General features: G+C 67.6%; 23 protein-coding genes, 1 tRNA gene and 2 pseudogenes. 8 read left to right on the top strand and 18 right to left on the bottom strand.

All coding sequences use genetic code 11. From position 1 onward, the window contains the following. Positions 1-65: 65 nt before the first annotated feature. Positions 66-299 (bottom strand): hypothetical protein, encoded by a 234-nt coding sequence (locus DBO33_RS04825; protein WP_107659986.1) that lies wholly within the window; start codon positions 297-299, stop codon positions 66-68. Positions 300-465: 166 nt separating this feature from the next. Between DBO33_RS04825 and DBO33_RS04820 the strand changes: the two genes are divergently transcribed. Then, a complete protein-coding gene (locus DBO33_RS04820) occupies positions 466-1,671 on the top strand; it encodes a sensor histidine kinase (RefSeq protein WP_107659985.1) in 1,206 nt (401 codons plus the stop codon). Continuing rightward, positions 1,668-2,333: a response regulator gene (locus tag DBO33_RS04815; RefSeq protein WP_107659984.1), complete on the top strand. Its 666-nt coding sequence runs from the start codon at positions 1,668-1,670 to the stop codon at positions 2,331-2,333. The genes DBO33_RS04820 and DBO33_RS04815 overlap by 4 nt, the downstream gene beginning before the upstream one ends. 58 nt (positions 2,334-2,391) lie before the next feature. On the opposite strand, the gene DBO33_RS04810 is transcribed toward DBO33_RS04815, so the two are convergent. From DBO33_RS04810 to DBO33_RS04790, 5 genes and pseudogenes are all read right to left on the bottom strand, one after another. Beyond that, the gene (locus tag DBO33_RS04810; protein ID WP_107653950.1) at positions 2,392-3,351 is read right to left on the bottom strand and encodes an alpha/beta hydrolase; all 960 of its coding nucleotides are present in this window, start codon (positions 3,349-3,351) and stop codon (positions 2,392-2,394) included. A gap of 116 nt (positions 3,352-3,467) precedes the next feature. Then, positions 3,468-3,662, bottom strand: a pseudogene (locus DBO33_RS04805) (HIT family protein); the annotation flags it as partial. A gap of 153 nt (positions 3,663-3,815) precedes the next feature. Further along, positions 3,816-5,237, bottom strand: a complete 1,422-nt coding sequence (gene purB / locus DBO33_RS04800; protein WP_107653949.1) for an adenylosuccinate lyase — start codon at positions 5,235-5,237, stop codon at positions 3,816-3,818. A 6-nt stretch (positions 5,238-5,243) separates the two neighbouring features. Continuing rightward, a complete protein-coding gene (locus DBO33_RS04795; RefSeq protein WP_107653948.1) occupies positions 5,244-5,888 on the bottom strand; it encodes a TetR/AcrR family transcriptional regulator in 645 nt (214 codons plus the stop codon). Positions 5,889-6,013: 125 nt separating this feature from the next. Then, positions 6,014-7,135, bottom strand: a complete 1,122-nt coding sequence (locus DBO33_RS04790) for a pyridoxal phosphate-dependent aminotransferase (RefSeq protein ID WP_407670470.1) — start codon at positions 7,133-7,135, stop codon at positions 6,014-6,016. A 114-nt stretch (positions 7,136-7,249) separates the two neighbouring features. Here DBO33_RS04790 and DBO33_RS04785 point away from each other — a divergent pair, with 114 nt between their 5' ends. Continuing rightward, the gene (locus tag DBO33_RS04785) at positions 7,250-8,239 is read left to right on the top strand and encodes a M23 family metallopeptidase (protein WP_107659983.1); all 990 of its coding nucleotides are present in this window, start codon (positions 7,250-7,252) and stop codon (positions 8,237-8,239) included. On the opposite strand, the gene purD is transcribed toward DBO33_RS04785, so the two are convergent. Then, positions 8,232-9,509 (bottom strand): phosphoribosylamine--glycine ligase, encoded by a 1,278-nt coding sequence (gene purD, locus DBO33_RS04780; protein ID WP_107653946.1) that lies wholly within the window; start codon positions 9,507-9,509, stop codon positions 8,232-8,234. The two genes, DBO33_RS04785 and purD, sit on opposite strands and share 8 nt — an antisense overlap. Positions 9,510-9,669: 160 nt before the next feature. Between purD and DBO33_RS04775 the strand changes: the two genes are divergently transcribed. The 4 genes from DBO33_RS04775 (at position 9,670) to DBO33_RS04760 (ending at position 12,220) form a co-directional block, all read left to right on the top strand. Next, on the top strand, positions 9,670-10,047 hold the full coding sequence (locus DBO33_RS04775; RefSeq protein ID WP_107659982.1) for a PH domain-containing protein: 378 nt from the start codon (positions 9,670-9,672) through the stop codon (positions 10,045-10,047). A 45-nt stretch (positions 10,048-10,092) separates the two neighbouring features. Continuing rightward, entirely contained in the window at positions 10,093-10,518 is a 426-nt protein-coding gene (locus DBO33_RS04770) for an HIT family protein (RefSeq protein ID WP_107653945.1), read from the top strand. Between the two features lie 239 nt (positions 10,519-10,757). Beyond that, positions 10,758-11,336 carry a type IV toxin-antitoxin system AbiEi family antitoxin domain-containing protein gene (locus tag DBO33_RS04765; RefSeq protein WP_107653944.1) on the top strand — a complete coding sequence of 193 codons (579 nt, stop codon included), beginning with the start codon at positions 10,758-10,760 and terminating at the stop codon, positions 11,334-11,336. Then, positions 11,234-12,220, top strand: coding sequence for a nucleotidyl transferase AbiEii/AbiGii toxin family protein (locus DBO33_RS04760; protein ID WP_234390697.1), 987 nt, complete (start codon positions 11,234-11,236; stop codon positions 12,218-12,220). Before DBO33_RS04765 ends, DBO33_RS04760 begins: the two co-directional genes overlap by 103 nt. A gap of 117 nt (positions 12,221-12,337) precedes the next feature. Here the strand turns inward: DBO33_RS04760 and DBO33_RS04755 are convergent. The 3 genes from DBO33_RS04755 to DBO33_RS04745 all read right to left on the bottom strand — a co-directional run bounded on the left by DBO33_RS04755 (position 12,338) and on the right by DBO33_RS04745 (position 13,768). Beyond that, positions 12,338-12,409, bottom strand: a tRNA-Thr gene (locus DBO33_RS04755). A gap of 111 nt (positions 12,410-12,520) precedes the next feature. Continuing rightward, entirely contained in the window at positions 12,521-12,763 is a 243-nt protein-coding gene (locus DBO33_RS04750; RefSeq protein WP_011207082.1) for an MbtH family protein, read from the bottom strand. A gap of 171 nt (positions 12,764-12,934) precedes the next feature. Continuing rightward, positions 12,935-13,768, bottom strand: a complete 834-nt coding sequence (locus tag DBO33_RS04745; protein WP_107653942.1) for an alpha/beta fold hydrolase — start codon at positions 13,766-13,768, stop codon at positions 12,935-12,937. Between the two features lie 53 nt (positions 13,769-13,821). Here DBO33_RS04745 and DBO33_RS04740 point away from each other — a divergent pair. Continuing rightward, a pseudogene (locus DBO33_RS04740) lies at positions 13,822-14,979 on the top strand (sensor histidine kinase); the annotation flags it as partial. A 12-nt stretch (positions 14,980-14,991) separates the two neighbouring features. Here the strand turns inward: DBO33_RS04740 and DBO33_RS04735 are convergent. Genes DBO33_RS04735 through DBO33_RS04700 form a run of 8 tightly spaced genes read right to left on the bottom strand, consistent with a single transcriptional unit; the run spans position 14,992 to position 23,495 of the window. Continuing rightward, entirely contained in the window at positions 14,992-15,477 is a 486-nt protein-coding gene (locus DBO33_RS04735) for a h domain protein (RefSeq protein WP_107653941.1), read from the bottom strand. Beyond that, positions 15,474-16,265: a hypothetical protein gene (locus DBO33_RS04730; RefSeq protein ID WP_107653940.1), complete on the bottom strand. Its 792-nt coding sequence runs from the start codon at positions 16,263-16,265 to the stop codon at positions 15,474-15,476. The genes DBO33_RS04735 and DBO33_RS04730 overlap by 4 nt, the downstream gene beginning before the upstream one ends. Next, the gene (locus tag DBO33_RS04725; protein ID WP_107653939.1) at positions 16,262-17,689 is read right to left on the bottom strand and encodes an MCE family protein; all 1,428 of its coding nucleotides are present in this window, start codon (positions 17,687-17,689) and stop codon (positions 16,262-16,264) included. Before DBO33_RS04725 ends, DBO33_RS04730 begins: the two co-directional genes overlap by 4 nt. After that, the gene (locus DBO33_RS04720; RefSeq protein ID WP_407670469.1) at positions 17,686-18,966 is read right to left on the bottom strand and encodes an MCE family protein; all 1,281 of its coding nucleotides are present in this window, start codon (positions 18,964-18,966) and stop codon (positions 17,686-17,688) included. The genes DBO33_RS04725 and DBO33_RS04720 overlap by 4 nt, the downstream gene beginning before the upstream one ends. Continuing rightward, positions 18,963-20,219: an MCE family protein gene (locus tag DBO33_RS04715; RefSeq protein ID WP_107653937.1), complete on the bottom strand. Its 1,257-nt coding sequence runs from the start codon at positions 20,217-20,219 to the stop codon at positions 18,963-18,965. Before DBO33_RS04715 ends, DBO33_RS04720 begins: the two co-directional genes overlap by 4 nt. After that, positions 20,216-21,280: an MCE family protein gene (locus tag DBO33_RS04710; RefSeq protein ID WP_107659981.1), complete on the bottom strand. Its 1,065-nt coding sequence runs from the start codon at positions 21,278-21,280 to the stop codon at positions 20,216-20,218. The genes DBO33_RS04715 and DBO33_RS04710 overlap by 4 nt, the downstream gene beginning before the upstream one ends. Next, entirely contained in the window at positions 21,280-22,302 is a 1,023-nt protein-coding gene (locus DBO33_RS04705) for an MCE family protein (protein WP_107653936.1), read from the bottom strand. Before DBO33_RS04705 ends, DBO33_RS04710 begins: the two co-directional genes overlap by 1 nt. Next, positions 22,299-23,495 carry an MCE family protein gene (locus DBO33_RS04700; RefSeq protein ID WP_107653935.1) on the bottom strand — a complete coding sequence of 399 codons (1,197 nt, stop codon included), beginning with the start codon at positions 23,493-23,495 and terminating at the stop codon, positions 22,299-22,301. Before DBO33_RS04700 ends, DBO33_RS04705 begins: the two co-directional genes overlap by 4 nt. Between the last annotated feature and the right edge of the window lie 4 nt (positions 23,496-23,499).

Genomic DNA, 23,499 nt, shown 5'->3' with positions numbered 1-23,499 from the left:
GGCGCGACCCCCGCCCGTCCCGGCAGGACCCGGCAACACCGCTGCTCGAGCCGGTCGCCGCGCGGTCAGGCTTCGAGCAGCTTCACCTTGCGGTTCGCACGGTCGGCGAGCAGGGCTCCGCCCGCGGCGAGGACGACGAGCACGGCGAGTTGGCCGCCCCAGCCGCCGGGGACCCAGTCGAGCAGGCCCCACACCTGGGATTTGCTGTGGTCGATCAGGAGGCGTATCACGGCTTGGGCGGACGCGACCATCACCACGATGCCGACGATCTGCAGTCCGACCCATGCGTTCTTGCCCATCATGTTCTCCGTTTTCTCGGTTGGCTGGCAGTGCGCGTCTCATGGTGGTGGCGGCGTCGGTCATCGCACATCGGCCGACGGTCGACGGGTGATTCATCCTTTGGTCGATCCGAATTCGCCCTGCAGGGCGATGCGCGGGTGTTCGGCCGCCACCTACAGTCACGGCATGTCCACCACGCCTCCGTCGTCGGCGCCGCCGCTGCGGTTCTGGTCGCATGCCTGGCGGACGGCGGCGGTCGTGGTCATCGGCTTGGTGGCGTGGTCCGGGACCAGGACGGAGACGGCGCCGCTCGAGGGGGCGCTGCTCACCTGGTTCCAGATCGGCGATCCGCTGCTCGGCGTGGTGTGTCTGCTGCTCACCTTTTTGCGGCGCAGATACCCGGTCGCCATCGCGGCGATCGTGCTGGTGCTGTCGACCGCGTCGGTGAGTTCCAATGGCGCGGCGGCACTGGTGCTGTGTTCACTGGCCACCCGGCGGCGCTACCCCGAGACGATCGCGCTGTCCATTGTCTGCATCGGCACCGGCTTGCTCACCAACAGCCTGATCTACCCGAAAAAGCCTGACGTGCAGCCGGATTGGTATGGACCGTCGGTGCTCACGGCTGGGGTCGCGGCCATTGTCGCGGTCGGCTTCGCGGTCGGTGCGCGGCGAGATCTGGTGTGGTCGTTGCGCTCTCGTGCGGAGACCGCCGAACGCGAACAGCACGCACGGGCCGCCGAGGCGCGGCTGCTCGAACGCCACCGCATCGCCCGCGAGATGCACGACGTGCTGGCACACCGGATTTCGGTGGTGGCGATGCACGCCGGCGCACTCGGCTTCCGCACCGACCTGACCAAGGAGCAGACGACCGCTACCGCGAAAACCATTGCCGAGAACGCCCATCTCGCGTTGCAGGAGTTGCGTGAAGTGCTAGGCGTGCTGCGCACCAGCGACGACGCGCTCACCGGCACCCCGGAACCGCCGCAGCCGACGCTCGCCGATCTCACCCGCCTGGTCGACGAGGCACGCGCGGCGGGCATGGACGTGTCGATCATCGACACCACCACCGCCGACCTCCCGGCGACCAGTGCGCGCACCGCGTACCGCATCGCCCAGGAGGGACTGACCAACGCGCGCAAGCACTCTCCCGGTGCGCCGGTCCGGGTGCGCATCGACGGCGGGCCCGGCCAGGACTTGACCGTCGATGTCGGCAACTCCGCGCCGCTGCATCCTGGTTTCGCGCTACCGTCGTCCGGCTACGGCCTGCTCGGGCTCGCCGAGCGGGCCGAATTGGTCGGCGGCACATTGGATTACGGTCATGATGCGGCCGGCGGCTTTCATCTCCGGGCGGTGCTGCCGTGGCCTGCGGCTGTCGCGACGAGCGACCGGTGAGTGCGCGCATCCGGGTGATCATCGTCGATGACGAGCCGCTGGCTCGCTCGGCGCTGACCCTGATCCTCGGCGGCGATCCGGAGCTGGAACTGGTCGGTGAGGCCGCCGACGGCGCACAGGCGGTCGCGCTGGTCCGCGCGCAGTCACCCGACCTCGTGCTGATGGATATCCGGATGCCGGTGCGGGACGGGCTCGACGCCACCCGCGAACTGCTGCGCCTGGCCGACCCGCCGCGGGTGGTCGTGCTGACCACCTTCGACGCCGACGACATGGTGTTGCGGGCGTTGCGGATCGGGGCGCACGGGTTCCTACTGAAGGACACACCGCCCGCGGAGATCGTCGCCGCGGTAAAACAGGTCGCGGCGGGGCGGCCGATGCTGTCGCCGAGCGTTACCGCGCAACTGATCTCGGTCGCCACCGCTGGGCCGAGCGCCGAGGAGACGGCGCGCAGGCAGGCCCGCGACGCGCTCAGTGCGCTGACCGAGCGGGAACGCGATGTTGCCGAGGCTATCGGTCGTGGTCTGTCGAACTCCGATATCGCCAAGGAGCTGCGGTTGAGCGTGGCGACGGTGAAGTCCTACACCAGCAGACTGCTCGCCAAGCTCGGTGCCGAGAACCGGGTGCAGATCGCGATTGTCGTGCTCAATGCGGGCAGGTCCTAGGGCCTGCCGCAAAGTCCGGCCGGATGCCTCGGGGCTGGATCGCCGCCTGGCTAGGGCGTCACGCTCCGATCGCCGGTGCGATGGTGGGCCAGGACGCGTGCAGTGTGTCCTGCCAGTAGGACCACGAGTGAGTTCCGGTGGCGCTGTAGTCGATTCGGGCGGGGATACCGAGACTGCGCAGCCGCTGCTCGAACGCGACCACGCAGGTGTTGATGCCGACCTCGACGGGGCCGCCGAGGAAAATGTTCTCTGCCAGTTGAGGTTTGATCTCCAGCTCGTGCTGGCCGGGGATACCGGTGCCGCTGGACAGGTAGATCGTCTTGCCGCGCAAGCGTTCTGCCAGCAGCGCCGGATCGTGTTCGGCCCAAGCCGGGCTGCCGGGAGCGCCCCACATATTGAGCGGGTTGCCGCCGCGGTTCGCGATCGAGAACATCACCCCGCCCGTGGCCAGACCGGTGTCGGGGCAGGCGCTGTAACCCGCGACGGCGCGATACAGCCACGGCTTGCGGGCGGCCAGGATGAAGGCCGCGTTGCCGCCCATCGACAGTCCACCGATCGCGTTCACGCCGTTGCCGTTGAACCAGCCGTCGATCAGCGGCGGCAGTTCCTCGGTCAGGAACGTCTCCCACTGGTAGCGGCCGAATTGGGGATCGTCGGCGGCCCAGTCGGTGTAGTAGCTGGCCTGGCCGCCGACCGGGAGGACCACGTTGACGTTCGAGCCTGCGAAGAAGCGCTCCGCGTCGGTGGCGTTGGTCCAGGTGCTCTGGGTGCGGCCCGGATCGAGGCCGTCGAGCAGGTAGTAGGCGGGGCGTGGGCCGCCGCCCGCCGGGTGCAGTACCTGCACCTGCACCGTGCGACCCATCGCGGGCGAGTCGATGAACACCGCGGCGCGCGTCGGGCTCAGGTTGTCGACCCGCTCGATCTGCGCGGCCGAGGCCGTAGCAGGCCCGATGGCGGCTGGGCCGAGTAACGCTAGAGCCAAGGTCAGCACTGCCACAGCAACTGGTGTTCGACGCATGCTCACACCTCCATCACCGCATCCCAACGGCTTTTAAAGGTAACTCACCGCGGGTTATCGGGGAAGGGATGACGCGAGCTGGCGTTCATACAGCAATCATCCGGTCGGGCGTCGACTCAGGGCGCTCCGGGCGAACTGTTCAGCGCACCGCGAATCGACCCGGCCAGATAATCAAGATCGGCCCGCCGCGGACTGGTCGGCCGCCCGCGCAACCCGAACCCGTCCCCCGGCGTCCGCGGGATCACATGCAGATGCACATGAAACACCTCCTGCCCCGCCGTCACCCCGTCCGCCAGAAAGAAATTCACCCCATCACACCCCACCTCNCGGGAATCAAGACAGCACAAAGGATGTACCTGTCCCGACGAATCGATTCGTCCACGAACGCGTGAATGGCCACCGAGGGACGATACCGGTCGGCTATGACACCTGCTAGCGAATTCGCGGCGAAATCACCGCTCCCGCTAGAGGATTGGAGAAGGGGTGTAGTTGGCGGCGGCGGGGTGCTGGTCGACCAGTTTCTGGACGGCGGCGATGACGTCGGAGACCTGGGCTTCGGCGGCGCCGATGAAGGCGGACTTGTCGGCCAGGGCGGCGTCGAGGGCGGGGCGGTCGAGGGGGAGCCGGGGGTCGGCGGCGAGGCGGTCGAGCAGGTCGGGTTCGCGGCCCTGTTCGCGCATGGCGAGGGCCACGGCCACCGCGTGTTCCTTGATGACCTCGTGGGCGGTTTCGCGGCCGACGCCGGCGCGCACAGCGGCCATCAGGATGCGGGTGGTCGCGAGGAAGGGCAGGTAGCGGTCCAGTTCGCGGGCGATGACGGCGGGGTAGGCGCCGAATTCGGCCAGCACGGTGAGGAAGGTTTCCATCATGCCGTCGATGGCGAAGAAGGCGTCCGGCAGCGCGACGCGACGCACCACCGAGCAGAAGACGTCACCCTCGTTCCACTGCGCGCCGGCCAGTTCGGCGGCCATCGACGCGTATCCGCGCAGCACCACCTGGAGCCCGTTGACGCGCTCACACGAGCGGGTATTCATCTTGTGCGGCATCGCCGAACTGCCCACCTGGCCGGGCTGGAAGCCCTCGGTGACCAGCTCGTGCCCGGCCATCAGCCGGATGGTGTGCGCGAACGATGAGGGACCGGCACCGACCTGGACCAACGCGGACAGCACGTCGTGGTCGAGCGAGCGCGGATACACCTGGCCGACGCTGGTGAGCACGGTCGCGAACCCCAGGTGCCGGGCGACCTGCTGCTCGAGCTGCGACAGCTTGGCCGGATCGCCACCGAGCAGATCGAGCATGTCCTGAGCCGTGCCCATCGGACCTTTGATGCCGCGCAGCGGATACCGGTCGAACAGCTCACGCACCCGGCTGAGCGCGATCAGCAACTCGTCGGCGGCGGAGGCGAACCGCTTGCCGAGCGTCGTGGCCTGCGCCGCGACATTGTGCGAGCGACCCGCCATCACCAGCGTCTGATACTCGGCGGCCCGCTCGGTGAGCCGGGCCGCGATCGCGATGCCGTGCGCGTGCACATGCTCGAGCGAGAGCCGGATCTGCAGCTGCTCCACGTTTTCGGTGAGGTCGCGGCTGGTCATGCCCTTGTGCACATGTTCGTGCCCGGCCAGCGCGTTGAACTCCTCGATGCGCGCCTTCACGTCGTGCCGGGTGACCCGCTCGCGCTCGGCGATCGAAGCCAGATCGACCTGGTCGATCACCCGCTCGTAGTCGGCGAGCACACCCGGGGGCAGGTCGATGCCGAGTTCCGACTGGGCCCGCAGCACCTCCAGCCAGAGTCGCCGCTCGAGCACGATTTTGTGCTCGGGCGACCACAGCTGAACCAGTTCAGGACTGGCATACCGAGTGGCAAGGACGTTCGGGACGAGGCTCACGTCTTGTCAGTCTAGTGCGCGGAAACGGTCCGCTTGCTGGGGCGTCGGCGGTGCGACGATGTCGATCACCTCGAGCAGCGCCCCACGGGCCATTCGGCGCGGTTCGGGCTCCAATTCGGTGAGCGCCGCGACCACCGCGCCGTCGACCACCGCGACCAGTCTGCGCAGTTGCTCGGGCCGCACCAACCGGTCGGAGCGGCGCAGCACATCGGCGAGCAACTCGTCGAGCTGCGCGCGGAGCCGTAACTGCACCTCCCGTAACTCGGGGTGCCGCGCGGACGCCACCGACCGCTCGTACCGTGCGATCAACTGCCCGCGCGCGCCCTCGTCGTGCCACTGCCCGTCGACCCCGACCAGCAGGTCGAGGACCAGATCGACGGTCGCCTCGGCGCCGCGGCGGCGGTGACTCACCTCGCCGACCCGGCGGCGCATCGCGTCGAGTTCCACGTTGCCGCTGAACTCGACCGCCCGCGCGATCAAATCTTCCAGTGATTCGAAGTAGTAGGTGGTCGACGCGAGCGGAAGGTCGGCGCGGGTTGCGACCGAACGGTGTCGCACCGCCTCGAACCCACCTTCGAGCAACAACTCGGCGGCAGCAGCTACCAGAGCCTGGCGACGCCGTTCGCCTTTCGGGGTCGTCGCGGTGATCACCGTGCCATCGTGCCAGTCGTCATCAGTTCTTCCAGGGGAAATCAGCGAGGAAAAGCAACCATCGATGTTCTACCGTATCCGCGCCGCTACGGTGCCGAACTGCGGAAAGTTGTTGCCTTACACGACTATCTGTTACCGAGATAGTGCCCTAGACGAACCACCGCTTCCTCGATGTCGGCGGTGGCGCCCGCGAAGGAGAAGCGAACTGTGCGATTTCCGTGCATGGTGTCGAAGTCGATACCCGGCGCGAGCGCGACACCGGTGTGGTCGAGCACGTCGGCACACCACGCGCGCGCATCGCTGGTGAGGTGGCCGATATCGGCGTAGGCGTAGAACGCGCCGTCCGCCGGAGCCAGGTCGGTGATGCCGATTTTCGGCAGACCCTCCAGCAGGATCCGCCGGTTGATCGCGTAGCGGCGCACGTGGCCGTCGAGCTCTTCCTTGGCCTCGGCGCCGAACGCGTGCAGCGCCGCGTACTGCGAGATCGCGGGCGGGCACACGGTGAGGTTCGAGGCCAGCCGCTGCAAGGCGGGGCGTAAGCCGCTCGGCGCGAGCATCCAGCCGAGCCGCCAGCCGGTCATCGAGAAGTACTTGGACACCGAGCCGATGACGACCGACTCCCGCGAGGTTTCCCAAGCCGACGAGGTTCCGGTGTCGCCGCTGTCGTAGGTGATGCCGTGGTAGATCTCGTCGGAGATGAGCAGCGTGCCGTGCGCCTCGCACCAGCGCGCCAGCGCGGCCAGTTCGACGGGCGCGATCATGGTGCCGGTCGGATTGGCCGGGCTCGCGACCACCAGCCCCGCCGGTGGTTCGGGCAGCGCCTCCAGCATGGCGACGGTCGGCTGGAACCTGGTTTCCGCACCGCAATCCAGTTCCACCACGCGGCAGCCGAGCGCCGTGAGCGTATTGCGGTAGGCGGGATAGCCGGGACGAGCCACCACCACGGTGTCCCCCGGGTCGAAAGCGGCCAGGAAGATCAGCGAGAACGCGCCGGACGAACCGGTCGTTATCACCACGTCGTCCGGGTCGACGGCGTAGCCGTAGGTGACGGTGTGATGCGCGGCGATCACCTCACGCAACGGCAGGATGCCGAAAGTCTCGGTGTAGCCGAGCAATTCGGCCTCGATCGCGGATTTCGTCGCGCGCAGCACCGGCGCGGGCGCTGGGGTCGACGGCTGCCCGGCGGCCAGCATGAGCACATCGCCGTGGGTTCGAGCCCGTTGCGCAGCAGCTTTCCAGACATCCATCACGTAGAAAGGTGGAATGGTCGACCGGCGAGATTCTCTGCACACCCGTCAGACGGTAGCCGGTGCGCAGCGCCTGTCGTGCGCTCCCCTGCTACCGGGGTTATGGTCGGCGTGATGCTCGAGAATGCTCGACGAGCTGGGCTCGACCGGGTGCGCGGAGTGGGTGGCATCGGGGTCATTCCGCCGGACTGGCGCGCCCGGCTGCGGGAACGACCGGCGCGCGGCCCGCGGGTCCTGCTCGATCGGCGCAACGTCCAGGAAATCCTGCGACGACGGCCCGATCCGCGGGAACTGTGGCGGCGGCGATCCGAGCTGCGTGCCACCTGGAACGACAAACGCCCCGACCGTGACGAACTGCTCGCGCTGCTGCGCAAGCATCGAGTGCTGCTGGCCGGTCTCGCCGCGACCGCTGTGTTCGCCGCGGGCGACACCTACTACACCGGCGTGATCAGCGATCGCATCCCGGACCAGGCCCACGCGCAACGCGTCGCCGTTGCCTACCCGCTCCAGGTGCAATCCACCCCGCCGTCCGTGCGCCGATACCTGAACGCCATCGCCAACGGTGAGCGCCTGCGCGAACAGGCCGTGGTCGCGGCCGCCGCACGCGCGACCCTGGAACGGGCCAAAGCAGAGGCCGCCGCCGCGGCGGCAGGCGAATGGCAACCGTGGATGGGCGGCGGCTCGACGACGATGCCGGGTGCGGTGCTGCCGGGCATCGGCGGTTTCGTCATGCCCGCCCGCGGCGCTTTCACCTCCGGATTCGGTTCCCGCTGGGGCACTTTCCACAACGGCATCGACATCGCAGGCCCGATCGGCACCCCGATCTACGCCGTAGCCAACGGCACCGTCATCGACGCGGGCCCGGCCGAAGGCTTCGGACTGTGGGTGCGCATCCGCCACGACGACGGCAGCATCACCGTGTACGGCCACATGTACGACTTCTTCGTCTCGCGCGGCGAACGTGTCCCGGCCGGTATGCAGATCGCCCGCATGGGCAACCGCGGCGACTCCACCGGTCCGCACCTGCACTTCGAGGTGATCGTCGGCGGCCAGCACGTCGATCCGCGCCAGTGGCTGGCCCTGCACGGGCTCAACTTCAGCTAGGGACAGCGATTCGGTCTTCGACGGCGGCGAGGCCGATGTCGGTGCGGTAGTGACTGCCCGGCAGTTTGATGGAGGCGATGCGCTCGTAAGCGTGCGTGCGGGCCTCGGCGAGATCGGCGCCGACACCAACCACATTGAGCACGCGCCCGCCCGCGGAGACCAGCGCGCCGTCCTCACGCAATGCGGTTCCGGCGTGCAGCACCGCGGCGGACTCGTCGAGGGCGCCCTCGCCCGCTCCGGAGATGACGTCGTCGATGCGCGGTCGGCCCGGGTAGTTCTCGGCCGCGACCACCACGGTGATCGCAGCACCGTCACGCCAGCGAGGCGGCTCGACCTGGGCGAGCGTGCCCGTGGCGGTGGCGGTGAGCAGCTCGGCCAGCGGGCTTTCCAGCAGGGCGAGCACGGCCTGGGTTTCGGGATCGCCGAAGCGGCAATTGAATTCGACCACCGCGGGTCCGGCGACACCCATCGCAAGACCGGCGTAGAGCAGCCCGGAGAATCCGCAGCCACGGCGAACCATCTCCGCCGCAACAGGTTTCACCACATCGTCGACGATCGCGGTGACCGCCTCCGCCGGCAACCAGGGCAGCGGCGTGTACGCGCCCATGCCGCCGGTGTTCGGGCCGGTGTCGCCGTCGCCGACCCGCTTGTGATCCTGCGCGGGCAGCAGCGGAACCACCGTCTCCCCGTCGACCAGGCAGAACAGCGACACCTCCGGCCCGTCCAAGAACGATTCCAGCAGCACCGGGTGCCCCTGCTCGAGCAGTTCCGCGCCGTGATCGCGGGCGGCGGACCGATCGGCGGTGACCACCACGCCCTTGCCCGCGGCGAGACCGTCGTCCTTCACCACCCAGGTGGGGCCGAACCGGCTCAGCGCGGCGTCCAGGTCGGCCGGGGTGTCCACGATCTCGCTGTGCGCGGTCCGCACGCCCGCCGCCGCCATCACATCCTTGGCGAACGCCTTCGAGCCCTCGATCCGCGCGGCCGCGGCCGACGGCCCGAAACAAGCGATTCCGGCCGCGCGCACGGCATCGGCGACGCCGAGAACCAGCGGCACCTCGGGCCCGATCACCACGAGATCGGCCGCCGACTCGGTGGCCAGCGCCACCACCGCCTCCGCCGAGCACGGATCGACCGGCCGGGTTTGCGCGTGCTGGGCGATACCCGCGTTGCCTGGAGCAGCGACGATGCCGCTCACCGCCGGGTCGCGGCGCAGCGCCAGGACGAGGGCATGTTCACGGGCTCCGGAACCGATGACGAGTACGCGCACGGCAGACAGCTTAGGTGAAGGCCCCCGGCGAGCTGCGCTCACTCATGAACAGCAGTCGACCATCGAATATCGGTCTCGCGACATGGATGATGGAAAGGGATGGTTCGGACATACCGCGACCGGACCACATCACCCACACCGCGCGAAGGATGTGCACACGATGGGTCTGATCGACGGACTGATGGGCAATGCCGGGCGAATCGATCCCGCCAGGGCGCAACAGGAATACGCGAAACTGATGGGCGAAGGTGAACAGATCTACGCCGCATACCTATTGGTGCGCGACGCGATCCTGTTCACGAACCGGCGCCTGATCCTGGTCGACAAACAGGGCATGACCGGCCGCAAGGTGAGCTACCACAGCGTCCCCTACCGCGCGATCACCCACTTCTCGGTGGAAACCGCAGGCACCTTCGACCTCGATGCCGAACTCTGCATCTGGATCTCCGGCAGCAGCGAGCCGCTACAGAAGAGGTTCAATCGCCAGGTCGACATCTACGAGGTGCAGGGCATCCTGTCGCATTTCGCGGCGGTCTAGTCGCGCCGAGCGCCGCCCGAATCCGCGGCGCGTAGCCTGCGAATCATGGCTTCTGTCTTCAGCGCGATCATCGCCGGTCAGCTTCCAGGTCGATTCGTCTGGGAGGACGACGAATTCGTCGGTTTCCTCACCATCGCACCGGTCACCCCCGGCCACACCCTCGTGGTGCCCCGCAAGGAAATCGATCAGTGGCAGGACGTCGACGCCGACACCTTCGCCCGCCTGAACCTCGTCGCCCAGAAGATCGGCCAGGCCGTGCGCGCCGCCTGGGACGCCCCCCGAGCCGGCCTGCTCATCGCCGGCCTCGAGGTCCCCCACCTGCACGTCCACGTCTTCCCGGCCTTCACCATGGGCAACTTCGACATCTCCGGGGCAGACCCCAACCCCAGCCCGGAATCCATGGACGAGGCGCAAACCAAAATCAAGCAGGCGCTGCGCGATCTCGGTTACGGAGCCAACGTCCCCGACTGAACCCTGTTCCGCCCCAACATAAAAGGGTGGTTGGACCGAGATATCGGTCCAACCACCCTTTTTGGATGAGCCTCTGACAACGTGAACAAGCGCGCCGTCACCGACACACTCGACCGGAGCCCTAGTGCCGGGTTATGCCTAAAGATAGTTGACGCGTCGATGTTGACCTGTCTAGGAAATCCTATACAGTCGGTGTGTAGCTGTATAGGATTTCCTACCAATAGCGAGGGGGTCAGACGATGGATTCGGCGCGAATCCTCACCGAGCTCCCCGACACGTTCCGGTTCAACGACGCTGTGCGGCTGATCGGTGAAGGGCGCTTTCGTCGGCTTCTCGCCGATGGGCAAATCACCCGCCTGGCTCATGGCCTGTATCGCAAGGCCGGCTGGATCGGCGACGAAGACCTCTTGGCCATCGCGACTCGGGCCCCTCGCGCCACACTCGCACTGCGATCCGCTCTTGCGCGTCACGACCTGATAGACGACATACCCAGCTCCATCGACATCGCCATCCCGCGCGGCGCTTGGGCGCCGAAGCTGGAGACGCCGATCAGGTGGCACCGTTTCGATGCCGCGACCTTCGATCTCGGACGGGACGATTTGGACATCGGTCAGAGCCAGAACATCGGCATCTACTCCGCCCAGCGGAGCATCATCGACGCCTTCCGTCTGCGGCATCTGGAGGGAGACGACCTGGCCATCGAGTCACTCAAGCGTTGGCTGCGCAAGGGTGGACAAGCTTCGGAGCTGCTGCGGTTGGCGAAGTCGTTTCCCACTGCGCAACGCGGGCTGAATCAGACGATAAGCATCCTGCTGTGAACGCCGCGGGTGCCGGCGATCGGATATATCGCGCTCTGCAGCAGAGGGCGAAGGCCACGGGCCGCAACACGCAAGAACTCTTCGACCTCTACCTGCTAGAGGGGTTCCTTGTACGACTTGCCGCCAGTTCCCATCGCGAAGCATTCGTCTTGAAGGGCGGCGTGCTGCTTGCCGCATTCGGAAACCGGCGACCCACGCGTGATGTGGACCTGGCCGCAATCGATGTGAGCAATGAGAGCGAGACCATCCTCGGTTTGATCCGTGAGATCGTCACAGTGCCTGCCGACGATGGACTGCGGTTCCAGCTCGACTCGCTTACCGCGGAGGTGATTCGCGACGACAGCGAATACTCAGGCATCCGGGTCAGCGCGAAGGCCACGTTGAGTCGTGCCAAGCTCAGCTTCCACGTGGACGTGAATGTCGGTGATCCGATTCATCCCGAGCCGACCACTGTGGCCATACCGCGACTGCTCGACGGTGACCCGGTCACCGTCCGTGGCTATCCCCTGCCGATGGTCTACGCGGAGAAGATCGTCACCGCAGTTCAGCGAGGCACTGCAAGTACCCGATGGCGTGACTTCGGCGACATCTGGACGCTCACCCATCACCACCCGGTAGCGGGATCCGACCTTCAAGAGGCGATCCAAGCAGTCGCGATCTTTCGCCGGGCAACGATCATCCCCCTTGGCGAAGCCCTCGACGGGTATCCGCTTGTCGGCCAGGCAAAGTGGGCTGCGTGGCGGCGGCGTACCGACAACCGAGTGCTCCCCGAACAGTTCGAAGCAGTGGTCGCGACCGTTGTCGCTTTCAGCGACCCTGCACTGTCCGGGCAGGTGACCGGTCAAGTGTGGGACCAGCACCAAAGTTCGTGGGTACGCGGGTGACTGGGAGGTGGCGCTAGGAACAAAAGGGTGGTCAGACCAAAACCTCGGTCCAACCACCCTGTTTGGATACGTCTTACAACGTGAACGAGCGCGCCCGATGTGGGCGCGCTCGACCGGAGCCCCCTGTCAGGATTGAACTGACGACCTTTCGCTTACAAGGCGAGTGCTCTACCACTGAGCTAAGGAGGCGGGTGCCTTCTGGAAAGCGTTGCCATCATAGCCGGGCAGGCCGACTGCGTGACACCGGCTTACGGTGTCACGCAGTCGGGTTGTCCCGGCGCGGTATTCAGCTACCGCGGGTCAGGACTGGGCGCCCTGACGGGCCGCGTCGTCGGCGGCCATCGCGTCGCGCAGGCTCTTCGGACGCATGTCGGTCCAGTTCTTCTCGACGTATTCGACGCAGGCAGCGCGGCTGTCCTCGCCGAACACGACGCGCCATCCGGCCGGGACCTCTGCGAAAGCAGGCCACAGGGAATGCTGCTCTTCGTCGTTGACCAGGACGAAGAAGCGGCCGTCCTCGTCATCGAAGGGGTTGGTGCTCAATTTCACCTCACTGGATACTCGCGCTATGTACGGGATCGCTCTTGGATCCCCCGGCGCCGGGTCCGACGAACCGAGGGGTCCACGGACTTGCGCGCCGTTGGAGTCCCGAGCGTTGTTTCGACCCTAGCAAGGGAGACGTTACGCCCGGGCGGTTACCTCGGGCCGGGAAACTCAGCTCGCGAAAAAATCGAGCAGGATCTTGTTCACCGTCTCCGGGCGTTCCAGGTAACCGAAGTGCCCGGCGTCGGGCACTTCCTGGTAACGCGCACCGGGGATGACCTCGGCGATCTCCCTGGTCAGGTAGGGCGGGATCATGCGGTCGTCGGCGAATCCGACGGCCAGGCATGGCACGGTGATCGCCCGGTAGGCCTGCACTCGCTCGAAATCGTGATCCATGCGACGCTGCGCGCGGATGCCCGGGGTGACCGGCCCGCCGGTGAACTCGAACAGGTCGAGCCAGTCGCGGGCCGCGTTCGCATCGGCCATCGTCGCGGGCGAGAGGTTCATCACGGCGGTGATGGCGGCCTCGTACTTCTCCGGCAGTCGCACCCCACTCGCGTCGAGTTGGTGCTCGCCGAGCGAGAGCGTCTTCTGGAACTGGTCGAGGCGCCCGTGCCCGGCCATGAAGACGGCTTTGCGCACCAGTTCGGGCCGGGCGAGCGCCAATTCCTGCGCGACCCGGGCGCCCATCGAGGTGCCGACCACCAGCGCGGGCCCCTCGTCGAGGAGCTCGATCAGCCCGGCGGTGTCGGCGACCAACTGGTCGATGGTCATGCCCGCAGCAGCCTCGAACGACGGCGCGATCCCGCGGTTGTCAAATGTGCACACTCGGTAGCCCGCGGCGACCAGCGCGGGAACCTGGTGCAACTCCCACACCCGGCCCGGACTACCGGTGCCCATGATCATGACCACAAGCGGCCCCGACCCCTTGACATCGGTACCCCGCGCGCGGTCACCTTTGACCTGGTAGTTGAGGGAAATTCCGTTCACCGTGGCCAGCGGCATATCGACCCTTTCGTGGAGTTGATGCTCAGTCCCACGGTATAGGGGCGGGCGNCGCGCTGCCCGAGTCTCCGCCGGTCGGGCCGATGACGGTGGGTTCGTTCGGCGGCGGGCCGACCGAGTGGCGGATCCTGACGGTCCGCGTGCCGGACGGCACCACCACGGTGGGGTTGCCGCTCAACCAGAACTACGACATCGTGCAACGCCTTGTCATGCTGGAGCTGGTGGTCGGGCTGATCGTGCTGAGCGCGCTGGCCGTCGCCGCGTATTTTGTGATCCGGCGCAGCCTGCGGCCGCTGCTTCGGGTGGAGAACACTGCCGCCGCCATCGCCCGCGGCGACCTGTACCGCCGAGTGCCGGTGCGCGGCAACAACACCGAGGTCGACCGGCTGTCCAGGTCGCTCAACGGCATGCTCGCCCAGATCCAGCAGGCGTTCGCGAAGACCGAGGCGTCGGAGGCCGCGGCCAAGCATTCGGAGGCGAAGATGCGCCAGTTCGTCGCCGACGCCAGCCACGAACTGCGCACCCCGCTCACCACCATCCGCGGCTTCGCCGAGCTCTACCGGCAGGGCGCGACCACCGATCCCGACCTGTTCATGGACCGCATCGAACGCGAATCCCAGCGCATGGGCATCCTCGTCGAGGACCTGCTGATGCTGGCCCGGCTCGACGCGCAGCGCCCGCTGGAGCGCGGGCAGGTCGACCTGCTCGCCGTGGCCAGCGATGCCGTGCACAATGCCCGCGCCATGGCCGCCGCCGCGGACCCGGACACGCCACGGCGCCGGATCGACGACCCACCCCGCGACGCACCCCGGCGCCGGATCGAACTCGACATCCAGCCCGGCGAAGGCACTTTGGAGGTCATCGGCGACGAAACCCGGCTCCGGCAGGTGCTCGCCAACCTGCTCAACAACGCGCTCACGCACACCCCACCGGACGCCGAGGTGACCGTGCGCCTCACCCCCACCGCCGACGAGGTCTTGCTGGAGGTCGCCGACACCGGCCCCGGACTACCCGCCGATGAGGCGGACCGCATCTTCGAACGTTTCTACCGCACCGACAGTTCGCGCACTCGCACCAGCGGCGGCACGGGACTCGGGTTGTCCATCGTGCAGGCGCTGGTCACCGCGCACGGCGGCAGCGTCGACGTGCGCAGCGTCGAGGGCGAAGGCAGCACCTTCACCGTGCGGTTGCCGCGCGAATCCACTGCGTGACAACCGGTTTCGTCAGACCGGGGTGACCTGGTCGACCAGCCAGCGGTCGCCGTCCTTGTTCACGGTGGCCCGGACCCGGCTGCCGCTGGTGGTGCCCTGCGGCGAATCCTTGCTGGTGGTCACCTGATTCAGGAACAGCAGGACCTCGACGCGGGACTTGTCGGCCGAAACCACGCCTGCCGCCTGCGTAGTCGCCTTCACCGAGAGCTGCTTGTCCTTGGCACCGGGGGCGATGGCCTGCGTGATCAGCTTCAAATAGTCCTCGCGGAACTTCGGCGAGAGGTTGTCGGCCGCCTTGGGCAGTTCCCGGTCCACCGTCTGATAGTCGTAGGTGAACATCGCGGTGACCGTCCGGTCGGCGGCGGTCACCGCATCCTTGCGCGCCTGCTCGGCCTGCTGGTCGTTCCAGATCCGTAAACCGTTGACGCCCAGCACGATCAGCGCCGCGACCGCGACAACGCTTGCTACCGCCAGGAAGATCTTGCTGCGCGTTGTCATGCCACGAACTCCACTTTGGATACGGTCAGACCGGAGTTGCCGTCGCTCACGGTGACCCGGAAGCGGTAGAACCGCGTCTGCGGTCCCTCCTGCCCCGCGTTGGTCAACGTCTGTTTGGCCGCGACCAAGATCTTCGCGGAGTCCTCCTCGTCGCTCTCGATCGCCGCCTCCACGATCTCGCCGTTGGAGACCACCTTGGCCTGCTGCACGATGTTCATGAACGGATCCACCCGGCCGTCGAATTCGTTCTTGAACTGGCCGGAGGCCAGCGACAGGATCCGGTCGATGTCTTCCTTCGCCGAGTCGGCGCGGATGGTGGTGAGGTTCAGGACGGCCTGCCGGGCGGTCTGCACATACTCGGCGCGGCGCGCGTCGCGGGTGTCGAGCGAGTGGGCCTGCACAACTGTGGACAGCGCTGCTGCGATCACCAGTGCGAGCACCAAGGCGGCGGCCGCGGCCAGGGTGGTCAGGCGGCGGTTACTTTTCTTCGGCTTCGCATCACCTTGGGCGTCGGCGGGTGCCTTGTCGAGATCGACAGGCTCACTGTCCGCCGGAGCGGCGGCTACGACAGCGGCAGGGTCCGCGTCGACCACTGCCGGGTCAGCGGCAGCAGTGGCCGCGGCACCGGACGCTTGCTTGCCCCGCGCCACGGCGGTCGCCGCCGCAGTACCGGCACGCTCGACCGGAACCGACGTCACGCCGGCGCTGGCCGTCTCCTCGGCGGGCGGACCCACCGAGCGCACCGCGCGTCGCCGCGTACGGTGCCGATCTCCGTTGTTCTCAGTCATCGTTGCTGCTCCTCGAGCATCGCCTGCCAGCTCGACGGTACCGTGCCCGAACCGCCCGGTCCGATATCGCCCTGTCGGTAGGTGCGGCCGTCCGGGCCGATGTACTGGCCGGTGGACGGGTCATAGGATCTCGCGGCAGCCGGCGTGCCGGTGCCGTACGCGGCGGGTGCCACCGGTGCCGTGCCCGGATCGACCGGCGCGGACGCCGACGGTACCGGTTGCGACGGGCCGAACGGGGGGTTGTTGCCTTGCGGGACAAAGCCGGTCCGGCAGAGCTCGGGTGTCGGCGCCCGCACGCCCGGGAACTCCGCGCACGGCGTGTTGCGGATGCCGCGCACCGCGATCGGTGAATCCTGCGGCACCTTGCAGTACAGGCCGGGCGGCGACGGGATCGAGTCCAGCTCGCTGGGTGAGCGCCGCTCGTTGGCAGGCAGGAAGCCGGTGGTGCAAGCGGGCGGGTCGTTGACCACCACCATGAAGTCGACCATCGCGCCGTACTCCGCCGGACCACGGATGATCGTCTTCAGCGCCGCGATCAGCGGCGGGAAGACTACCAGAAGTTGTTCCAGCCCAGCGTGATAGGTGACGCCGACCTGGCCGACGCTGACCAGGTTGGTCAGCAGCAGCGGCAGCGTCGGTCGCAGTGACTCGAACTGCGTGGTGACCCGCTGCATCGCGGCGGGCCCGTCGCGCAGCACGTTGCGCAGCGACGGATCGTGTTCGCGCAGCTGGTCGGTCACCGTGGCCAGGTCGCTGGTCCACGAGCGGATCGCCGCGTCGGACTCGAGCTGCGTGTCGAGCAACGGCCCGATCTGGTCGATCAGCTTCTTCGTCGGCTCCGCGCTGTTCTGCGCCTCCTGCACCAGCAGCGAGGCCGAGTCGATGAACCGCTGCAGATCCGGTCCGGCACCGTTGAAGGCCTGGAACGCCTCGTCGATCACCTGCCGCAGCCGGGTGTCGGCGACGCTGGACAGCAGCCGGTCGGACTGATCGAGCAGCGAGCCGACGTCCTGCGGAAGTTTGGTGCGCCCCACCGGAATCACCGCACCGTCGGCCAGGTTTCCGCCGGCCGGGCGCTCGGCCGGGATCAGGTCGACGTACTGCTCGCCCACCGCGGAGACGCTGCGCACCCACGCGGTGACATCGGCGGGGATCTTGTAGTCGCTGTCGATCGACAGCTCCGCCTCGACACCACCGGAGGTGAGCCGGACATCCTGCACCACACCGATATTCGTGCCGCGGTAGGCGACGTTGGCGGTCGGGTACAGCCCGCCGGTCGCCTCGAGTTGCACCGTGACGTCGTAGCGGCCGATGCCGAGCATCGCGGGCACCTTCACATACACCCCGCCCATCACCACCAGGCCGATCACCGTCAGCACGGCGAAGATCGACAGCTGGACGCGGACGAATCGGGTGAGCGTCATCGGCCCGGACCCCCTTGTGGCGCAGTGGCTCCGGGCAACGGCACGGTCAGCCCTGGGATGGCGGGCAGACCGGGAATCGGCGGCAGGCCGGGCAGGGTCGGCGTCGGCTGAGCGCTGGCGTCCGGCCCTGGCTGCAGCGGTCCGGTGGCCGGATTGCCGCTCTGCGTCGCGGTATCGGGCGCGAAACTGCCGATCACGCCCTCAACGCCGCCGAATCGACCGCCGAGCGGCGTGCCGGTCAGCCAGTTGCTGTCCAACCGCTTGCCGGTCAGGTCGACCGTGATGAACAGGTTCAAGTAGTCGCCCATGATCGCTTTGTCGAGGTTCTTCATCGGGAACGGGAAGGTCGGAATGATCTTCATCGCCTCGACGAGATTCACCCCGGTATCGGCCAGCGTCTCCAGCACCGGCGCGAGGCTGCGCAGGTTGGCCTTCAGGTTGTCGCCGCTGCTCGCGATGAGCCGGTCGGTCACGTCGCTGAGGTCGCCGAGGGCGCTGATCGTCGCGGTGATGTTCGCGGTGCGATCGGCGAGCACGGTGAGCGCGGGATGGATCCGCTCGATGGCGGCGGCAACCACATCACGCTGCTGGGCCAGCTGGCCGCCGAGCCGGTCCAGTCCGCTCATCGCCGCGATGATGTCGTTGCGCTGCTTGTCCAGGTTGGTGGTGAGCTCGTTGAGCTGGGGCAGCAGGTCGCGGATGTCGTTCTCCCGCCCGCTCAGCGCCGAATTCAGTTCCCGGGTAATGGTTTCCAGCTGCGAGATGCCGCCGCCGTTGAGCACCACCGACAGCGACGACAGCACCTGCTCCGTCGTCGGGAAGGCACCGGCCCGCTCCAGCGGAATGATGTCGCCACCCTTCAGCTGACCTTGCGGCGCAGTGTCTTTCGGCGCGGCCAGTTCTACGTGGTTGCTGCCGAGCAGACTGGTCTGCCCGATCTTGGCGACGGCATTGGCGGGCAGCCGCACGCTCGGATTCAGGATGACGGTGACCAGCGCGTGCCAGCCCTCCACCTCGATGTTCGACACCGTCCCGACGGTGACGTCATCGACCCGGACCGGCGAATTCCTGGTCAGCGTGGTCACATTCGGCATCTGGATGCGCACCTGGTACGCGCCGTCCATGGTGCCCTCGGTGCCCGGCATCGGCAGCGAGTTCAAACCGTCCCACTCACAGCCGGATACACCGAGCGCCAGCGCGAGACCCACCACCACCGTTGCCATCCGGCGCGGTCGCACAGCGCTCTCCCGAGCCATGAAAACGCGAGGCCGCTTCATCGCCCTCCTCCTGGGATAGCAAGTCCGGCAATGCCGTCCGGCACGGTGACCGGCGGCGGTCCCGGCGGCGCCACCTGTCCGGCCAGGCTCGGCGGGCTGTACTTCAGCTGATCCGGGAACGCGTGCACCCCGGTGGCCGGATTGAGCATGATCGGCGCGTAATTCATGGCGAGCGAGCTGATCACCGGCGCGAGATACTGCGCGCACAGATCGGCGGAGCGATCGGAGTCATTGGCCTCCAGCGCCCGCACCGAACCACACAGGAAGCTGAGCGGATCGGCGGTGTTGTTGAGCGCTACCGCACCGGCCAGCGTGCCCTGGGCGGGCTTGTAGATCTGATAGAAGTTCACCAGCGCCGTCGGCCCCGAGTGCAGCACCCGCTCCAGTTCGGGGCGCTTGTCCACCAGCTGCTGGGTGACGTCGGCCAGTCGCTGCACGCCCTCGGTGAGTTCGGCGCCGCTGCCCTCCAGGAAACGCTTCACGTCGCCGAGCGCGGTATCCAGATTGTCCAGTCCCGCACCGAGTTCCGCGGAGGTGCCGGCCAGCACCGAGGACACCGACGCGAGCCTGCCGCCGAACTGCACGATCTGCTCGTTGCTCGCCGACAGCACGTCGACGAACTTCTGCAGATTGCGGATGGTGCCGAACAGATCGGTGCGCCCGTCCGACAGCGTGTTCAGCGTGGCGGACAGTTCCCGCAGCGTATCGCGCAGCTTCTGGCCGTTGCCGTCCATGTTGTCGGCGGCGGTGTTGACGAAGCGGCCGAAGGAGCCCTGCGTGTCGTCGCCTACCGGCCCGAGAGTCGTCGCCAGCTTGGACAGTTCGGCCTTGATGTCGTCCCATTCCACCGGCACGGCCGTGTGCTCGAGCGGAATCTCCGCGCCGTCGGCCATTTTCGGACCACCGACGTAGGCGGGCGCCACCTGAATGAACCGCGCCGAGACGAGCGAGGGCGAAATGATCACCGCGCGGGCATCGACGGGGATGTCGATCCCGCGATCCACGGTCATCTTCACGGTGACCCGGTCCTTGCCCGGCTCGATCGAGTCGATGCGGCCGACGTTGACGCCCAGCACCCGGACCTCGTCACCCTCGTACAGGCCGGAGGTCGACGGGAAATACGCGGTGATCGTGGTCTTTCCGATTCGGGTGACGCCGGTGTACGCACCGGCCAGCACCAGCGCGGCGACCAGCACGCCTGCGGCGACCAGCGCCCAGCGCGGCAGGTTGCGGGCTCTGTCCAGCATGTTCATCGCGGTGGCTCCTGGAGGGCGGGCCCGATCGACGGCGGTGCCGGGTTGGTGAAGATATTGCGGAGGTCTTCGGGCAGATGCTCCGGCCACACCAGCGCGTCGACCAGCGGCTGCAACTCCGTGCTGGAGGCGTTGACGACGTAGGCGTTGAACCACGGGCCGTTGCCGACCTGCTCGCCGAGTGCCGCGGCGTATGGGCCGAGGCCGTCGAGCGCGTCGTTCAGGTTCTGCCGGTTGCGCTGCAGCAGGCTGAGCACCGAATTCAGCTTGTCCAGCGCGGGTTTCAGCAGCGGCTCGTTGTCGGAGACCAGGCCGGACAGCTGCTTGGCCACCTCGTTCACGTAGACGATCAGCTGACCGATCGCGGCGCGGCGCCGATCCAGCTCGCCGAGCAGGTCGTTGCCGTCCAGCAGCAGCGCGTTGATCTGGTTGCTGCGGTCGGCCAGGATCTTGGTGACGTTCTGCGCCCGGCCCAGCAGCTCGGTCAGGGCTTGGTCGCGGGCATTGATGCTGCGCGACAACGCGGTAACGCCGTCCAGCGCCGCCCGCAGCGGGGCCGGGGTGTCGGCGAAGGTCGCCGAGAGGGTGTCCAGCGTCTTGTCCACCTGCGCCAGGTCCAGGTCCTGCACGGTGCGGCCGAGATCGCCGAGCGCGTCGTTGAGCGAGTACGGCGACGTTGTGCGGTCCAGCGGGATCGTGTCGCTGCGCCGCAGCGCGCCCGATCCGATCGGGGTCACCTCGAGCGACTTACGGCCGAGCACGGTATTGGTCTTGATCGCGGCGGACGACTTCTGGCCCAGCACGATCGACTCGTCGAGGGTGAACCGGACCAGCACCTTGGCGCCGTCCAATTGCACGTCGTCCACCCGGCCCGTGCGCACGCCGGCCACCTGGACCGGGTCGCCCGGCACCAGCCCGCCCGCGTCGGCGAAGTACGCGGTGTAGGTCGCGCCGCCGCGGATGAACGGCAGCCGGTCGAACTGCAAGGCGGACAAGGCAACACACGCCGCGACGACCAGGCCGACGATGCCGATGGTGACGACACGTGATCGCTCGTTCATCAGGGCGTGCACCTTCCGGTCGTCTGCTTACCCGGCAGGTTCACTTGCATCGGCTGCCCATCCGGGCCGTCCACGACCAGGTTGGTCCCGCAGATATAGAGCTGCAGGAACGAACCGTAGGCGCCGATGCGGATCAGCTTCTTGTAGGTCTCGGGCAGCTTGTCGAACACCCACTGCAGCGTGTCCGAGCCCTCGTCGAGGTTGGTGGCCAGCCGCCCGGTGTGCTCGATGGTGGAGCGCAGGTCCGGCCGCGCCTGCTGGAGCAGGCCGGTCAGGTCGCGGGTGGCGCCCGCGATGCGCGGCAGCGCGTCACCGATCGGATCGCGCTCGGCGGCCAAACCGCTGATCAGGCGCTGCAATTCGTCGAGCGTGGTGGCGAATTGGTCACCACGCTGATCGATGGTCTGCAGCACCGTGTTCAGGTTGTTGATCACGTTGCCGATCAGCTCGTCGCGGTCGGCCAGCGTCTTCGCGAACGAGCCGCCGCTGTTGAGCAGCGAGACCAGCGTGCCGCCCTGGCCCTGGAAGATCTGCAGCAGCGCGCTGGTCAGATCGTTCACCTGCGCCGGATCCAGCCCGCGCAGCAGCGGCCGGAACCCGCCGAGCAGCATGTCCAGGTCGAGCGCAGGCGCCGTCTTGTCCGGGCCGATGGTGCCGCCGTCGCGCAGCACCTCGGTCGAGCCGGGCCCCTCCAGCAGCTCCAGATACCGGTCCCCGACCAGGTTTTCGTATCTGATCGTGGCGCGGGTGCTGGTGAGCAGCCGGTATTTGCGGTCGACATCGAACTCGACGTGCGCGAGGTGGTCCTTGCCCACCTTCACCGAGGAGACCGAACCGACCGGCACACCGGCGATGCGCACCTTCGAGCCGGGCAGCATGCCCGACGAACTGGTGAACACGGCGTGGTAGCCGTATTCCCTGGCGAAGCGCATCTGGCTGAAAACCACCACCAGTCCGGCGAACACGAGTGCCATCACCAGCGTGAAGATGAGCAGTTTGACGGTCGTCGCGGTGTTCTTCACAGCCTGCCCACCCCCGGCAGCCCGGCGAACAGCAGCTGGAATACCTTCGGCGCCTCGTTGGGCTTCGTGAAACCCGTGTTCGGCACGTACGGAGCTCCCTGGTTCGTATCGGTGACGACGTAGTCGGCGTGGCTGCCGGGCACCCGATCCAGCACGCCCGCGCACTGCGGGCCGCCGGTCGCGTTCACCTTCGGCAGGTCGTTCGGGTACTGGTAGGGCTGCGCACCGAACATGAAGTTGGTGTTCATCCCGATGCCGGGCAGCTTGCCGCCGAACACATCCTCGGCGAGCGGCATCATCGGGCCGAGGCCGTTGATGATGCAGCCGAGCGCCGGGGCGTACTCGAAGAGCAGACCCGTGGTGGGGCGCAGCAGATCCAGCGCGGTGCTGAAATCGCCTTCGTTCTCCCGCAATACCGATCCGGTGGTGTCGGCGAGGCCGGTCAGGTTGGCGAGCATGTTGTCCAGGCTCTGCTGCTCGTCGACCAGCGTCTGGCTGGTGCCGGTGGCGTTGTCGACGGTGCGCAGCAGGTCGGGCACGGTGTCGGCGTACAGGTCGGTCACCGCGCCGGTGCGCACCAGATCCTCTTGCAGCGTAGGCAGATACGGGTTGATGTCGCGCAGGTAGGCGTCGCTGCGGGCGAGCAGGTCACCCAGCTTCTCGCCGCGCCCCTGCAGCGCCGTGCCGAGCGCGGACAGGGTCGCGTTCAGCTTCTCCGGCTCCACCTTGGCCAGCACATCGGACAGATGCTGGAACAGCGTGTTGAACTCGACGGTCACGTGCTGCACCGCCACCCGCGCGCCGGGTTGCAGCGAGGCCGCCGAAGGCTGTTCCGGCACAGTGAAGTTCACGTACTTCGCGCCGAACACGGTGGTGGAACGGATATCTACGCCCGCGTTGGCCGGAACCAGCTTCAGCTGATCAGGATTGAGCGCGAGCTGCAGGCTGGCGCCTTCGGCGGTCTGATCGATCGCGACCACCCGGCCGATCTCCACCCCGCGCACCTTCACCTTGGCGTCGGGATCGAGCACCAGCCCGCTGCGCGGCGCGTCGACCGTGACGGTGGCCGTCGGGGTGAACCCGCCTACGAACATCACCAGTGCGACGGCCACGATCGCGGCCAGCGCGAGCACCATCGCGGCACCGGCCACCTTGTAACCCGCTGCAGCGCGCAATTGCTTCGAATCCGCCATATCG

Origin of the sequence: Nocardia suismassiliense (genome assembly GCF_900269665.1) — a bacterium.
Classification (GTDB): Bacteria; Actinomycetota; Actinomycetes; order Mycobacteriales; family Mycobacteriaceae; genus Nocardia; species Nocardia suismassiliense.
This window is presented reverse-complemented; position numbering and strand designations above follow the sequence as displayed.

Bases quoted from the DNA above. Each gene is read 5' to 3' on its own strand.
- DBO33_RS04825 (WP_107659986.1), bottom strand. From the start codon at position 299: ATGGGCAAGAACGCATGGGTCGGACTGCAGATCGTCGGCATCGTGGTG.
- DBO33_RS04820 (WP_107659985.1), top strand. From the start codon at position 466: ATGTCCACCACGCCTCCGTCGTCGGCGCCGCCGCTGCGGTTCTGGTCG.
- DBO33_RS04810 (WP_107653950.1), bottom strand. From the start codon at position 3,351: ATGCGTCGAACACCAGTTGCTGTGGCAGTGCTGACCTTGGCTCTAGCG.
- DBO33_RS04790 (WP_407670470.1), bottom strand. From the start codon at position 7,135: ATGGATGTCTGGAAAGCTGCTGCGCAACGGGCTCGAACCCACGGCGAT.
- DBO33_RS04785 (WP_107659983.1), top strand. From the start codon at position 7,250: ATGCTCGAGAATGCTCGACGAGCTGGGCTCGACCGGGTGCGCGGAGTG.
- DBO33_RS04775 (WP_107659982.1), top strand. From the start codon at position 9,670: ATGGGTCTGATCGACGGACTGATGGGCAATGCCGGGCGAATCGATCCC.
- DBO33_RS04770 (WP_107653945.1), top strand. From the start codon at position 10,093: ATGGCTTCTGTCTTCAGCGCGATCATCGCCGGTCAGCTTCCAGGTCGA.
- DBO33_RS04765 (WP_107653944.1), top strand. From the start codon at position 10,758: ATGGATTCGGCGCGAATCCTCACCGAGCTCCCCGACACGTTCCGGTTC.
- DBO33_RS04745 (WP_107653942.1), bottom strand. From the start codon at position 13,768: ATGCCGCTGGCCACGGTGAACGGAATTTCCCTCAACTACCAGGTCAAA.
- DBO33_RS04735 (WP_107653941.1), bottom strand. From the start codon at position 15,477: ATGACAACGCGCAGCAAGATCTTCCTGGCGGTAGCAAGCGTTGTCGCG.
- DBO33_RS04730 (WP_107653940.1), bottom strand. From the start codon at position 16,265: ATGACTGAGAACAACGGAGATCGGCACCGTACGCGGCGACGCGCGGTG.
- DBO33_RS04725 (WP_107653939.1), bottom strand. From the start codon at position 17,689: ATGACGCTCACCCGATTCGTCCGCGTCCAGCTGTCGATCTTCGCCGTG.
- DBO33_RS04720 (WP_407670469.1), bottom strand. From the start codon at position 18,966: ATGAAGCGGCCTCGCGTTTTCATGGCTCGGGAGAGCGCTGTGCGACCG.
- DBO33_RS04715 (WP_107653937.1), bottom strand. From the start codon at position 20,219: ATGAACATGCTGGACAGAGCCCGCAACCTGCCGCGCTGGGCGCTGGTC.
- DBO33_RS04710 (WP_107659981.1), bottom strand. From the start codon at position 21,280: ATGAACGAGCGATCACGTGTCGTCACCATCGGCATCGTCGGCCTGGTC.
- DBO33_RS04700 (WP_107653935.1), bottom strand. From the start codon at position 23,495: ATGGCGGATTCGAAGCAATTGCGCGCTGCAGCGGGTTACAAGGTGGCC.